Origin of the sequence: Acinetobacter sp. NBRC 110496 (genome assembly GCF_000876115.1) — a bacterium.
Lineage (GTDB): Bacteria > Pseudomonadota > Gammaproteobacteria > Pseudomonadales > Moraxellaceae > Acinetobacter.
Window position 1 is genome coordinate 1 of sequence record NZ_BBTF01000107.1, and the last position, 2,931, is coordinate 2,931.

Consider the following 2,931-nt stretch of genomic DNA (forward strand, 5'->3'; position numbering starts at 1 on the left):
TTGAATTTTATAAAATATCATTACAAACAGATACTAATTTCATTACTTCTAAAATGAAATCAATCGAATGGTAGAGTTTTTTTGCTATTTGCATTTTAAGGTGGGATTTTGAGGCCTTGTTGCGCAAACCTACCGATAAGGTCTTATACAGCAATAGCCTACACCTAAATTTATCGTACACCGAATTGGTCATCCTACAATCATGCTTTGATCAATCATGGTAATTTTACAATTTGGTTTGATACTAAGATTCAATGATATTCGCAGTCACAAGGAAAACATGGTCGAAATCAAACTTATTCTGACATAGCCATTCAGTGCTATCTCATGATTAAATCCTTATTTCGTCTTTCTGTATGCATGGTGACTGGCTTTGTCCAAAGCTTGATTAAACTTTGCGGATTAGATTGGACAGCTCTGGATTATTCAACCATTCGCAGAAGACAAAAGCATATTGATATTCAAATTAGCTATGAAAAGAGTTGCAATGGACTGCATCTACTCGTTGATTCCACGGATTTGAAGTTCTTAGGTGAAGGTGAATGGAAACGTAAAAAGCATTAGCCGAAATATCGTCGCCAATGGCGTAAACTTCATATTGGTATAGATACTAAAACCCTGCTAGGTAGAACACTATGGAAAAAATGGTCAGGCTATCATCGCCGAAGTTTGGTCGAAACAAAGATGCACTGCATCAAATTATTAGGCGATAAATTAATGGCAAGAAGCTTTCCTAGTCAGATGAGTGAAATTCATGCTCGCGTAGCAGTCCTCAACAGATTTATGGAATTAGGCCGACCTAATACCCGAGTTGTAACTTAAATTTGAGTTGCTTAGGAAAACTCAATCTTTAAAGGCTTTATGCAACAAAGAACTTCGAAATTGATTTATGGATTATGAGCACCCTAAGGGCTTATAATTCAAAATATTTTCAATTATGGGGTGGTGAATTTTGGATAAGGTGAAAGCAAAAAAAAATAGGGTAAGCGGATTAAATGGTTGATCTTACCTTTGCATGAGAGTGAGGCAAACCGGCATCTCATCGGATTATCTGGTTGGCACTCCAACCTACTGCTGATGCATGCTTCCCTCGCTAATTCCAGCAAGAACCCCACACGCCTTAACTTCCCGGTCATCGTTGCAACGCGCTCTTAGTGAAACGAGTTGTTTCTCAAGCGCCTGTAGAGCGGTTTATCTGCGAGCGCACATGAGAGATGTGATCATCGAGCAAGGCATTGACAGCGGTACAGGACTGATGAGGGTCGTCCTGATAGCGCTTTAGTTCGTGAATTTCTGCCAGTGACAGATCCAGGATGCGGCAGCGACGAATAAAGGCCAGCCGCTCAACGTGTTTCTCGGTATAGACACGGTAACCGTTCTCCTGCCGACCAGGCGGCGGCAACAAGCCCTGCCGTTCGTAGAAGCGGATCGTCTGTGTATCTACCCCTACTGACTGTGCCAACTGACCAATACGCATCGGGTTCCTCCGCAACGGATTCTCTACGCTATTGACATTATAGCTACTATATAGTTTTAAATGAAAACCCGATCACATTCAAGTGGAGTCATATCATGAGTAAAAACTGCGGAGGCCCCTGTGGCGACCATGCAAGGCCTGCGTCGGATACCGATATGCAGGCCTCCTCCGATGCGTCGGGGGAATGGGTCAGTGTTTATGCCGTGCCGAAGATGGACTGTCCATCAGAAGAGCGCATGATTCGCCTGGCCCTGAACGGCGTTGAGGGGATTCGGGCACTGTCCTTCGACTTGTCGAACCGCCGGTTGAAGGTCGTGCATGACGGTGAGGTCGAGCCCGTCACCTCGAAACTGAAGACCTTGGGGCTAGGCGCCTCGCTTCAGGAAACCGTCGCTGCAAATCCGGAGACCATCAAGGCCGCCGAGTTTTCGGCAGCTTCTGCTAAGCAAGAATCCGGGACCCTGCGCTGGTTGCTCGGCATCAATGCACTTCTGTTCGTGGTGGAAATGACTGCCGGTCTGATCGCCCGGTCCACTGGCCTGATTGGAGAATCCCTGGACAATTTTGCCGATGCGGCGGTGTACGGGCTTGCCCTTTATGCGGTTGGACATAGCGTGAAAATGCAGGTACGTGCCGCGCATCTTGCTGGTGTACTGCAACTGATCTTGGCTGTGGGCGTACTCATAGAGGTGGTGAGACGCTTTGTATTCGGTAGTGAGCCTGAATCGCTGGTGATGATGGCTATCGCATTCGTCGCATTGATTGCCAATACCAGTTGTCTGCTGCTCATATCCAAACATCGGGAGGGCGGGGCGCACATGAAGGCAAGCTGGATATTCTCGGCCAACGACGTGGTGATCAACCTGGGGGTCATCACCGCCGGCGCTCTGGTCGCGTGGACCGGGTCCAATTATCCGGATCTGATTATCGGCACCATCGCGGGGGTAATTGTACTTAACGGTGCTAGACGCATTCTGGCGCTCAAGGATTAAGCAATGTCCATTTTTGGCAAACATCTGTCACCGTACGCTCTGTTGTCCATATCGGGCCTGCTGGCAGCGTCTGATCAGGCCATAAAATGGCTGGTGCAACAATCAATGGCATATGGCGAGTCTATTTCAGTGACCTCATTCTTTAACTGGGTACACGTATGGAATACCGGTGCCGCATTCAGTCTTTTTGCGAATGGTGGAGGCTGGCAGCGCTACTTTTTTATCGGAATCGCGGTAGTGGTCTCGATTTTTCTGATCAAGCTGATCCTTGAAAATCGTCATAAAGGAGAAGCCATCGCTTACAGTCTTATCCTCGGTGGCGCCATGGGCAACCTGATTGACCGGGTCTTTCGCGGCTATGTTGTGGATTCCTTTGATTTCTATTGGCGAGACTGGCATTGGCCGGCCTTCAACCTGGCTGATATTGCAATTGTCCTCGGTGCCTTACTTTTAGTTTCCAGC

General features: G+C 47.3%; 2 protein-coding genes and 2 pseudogenes. 3 read left to right on the forward strand and 1 reads right to left on the reverse strand.

Annotated elements, in window-relative coordinates:
* The first annotated feature begins 168 nt into the window (after positions 1 to 168).
* A pseudogene (locus Aba26S_RS20535) lies at positions 169 to 822 on the forward strand (IS5 family transposase).
* Positions 823 to 1,068: 246 nt separating this feature from the next.
* On the opposite strand, the pseudogene cadR reads toward Aba26S_RS20535, so the two are convergent.
* A pseudogene (cadR, locus tag Aba26S_RS20540) lies at positions 1,069 to 1,477 on the reverse strand (Cd(II)/Pb(II)-responsive transcriptional regulator).
* Positions 1,478 to 1,572: 95 nt separating this feature from the next.
* Here cadR and Aba26S_RS20545 point away from each other — a divergent pair.
* Positions 1,573 to 2,469, forward strand: coding sequence for a cation transporter (locus tag Aba26S_RS20545; protein ID WP_009392494.1), 897 nt, complete (start codon positions 1,573 to 1,575; stop codon positions 2,467 to 2,469).
* Positions 2,470 to 2,529: 60 nt separating this feature from the next.
* The coding region (gene lspA / locus Aba26S_RS20550; protein WP_252322571.1) for a signal peptidase II at positions 2,530 to 2,931 on the forward strand (402 nt) is incomplete at its 3' end.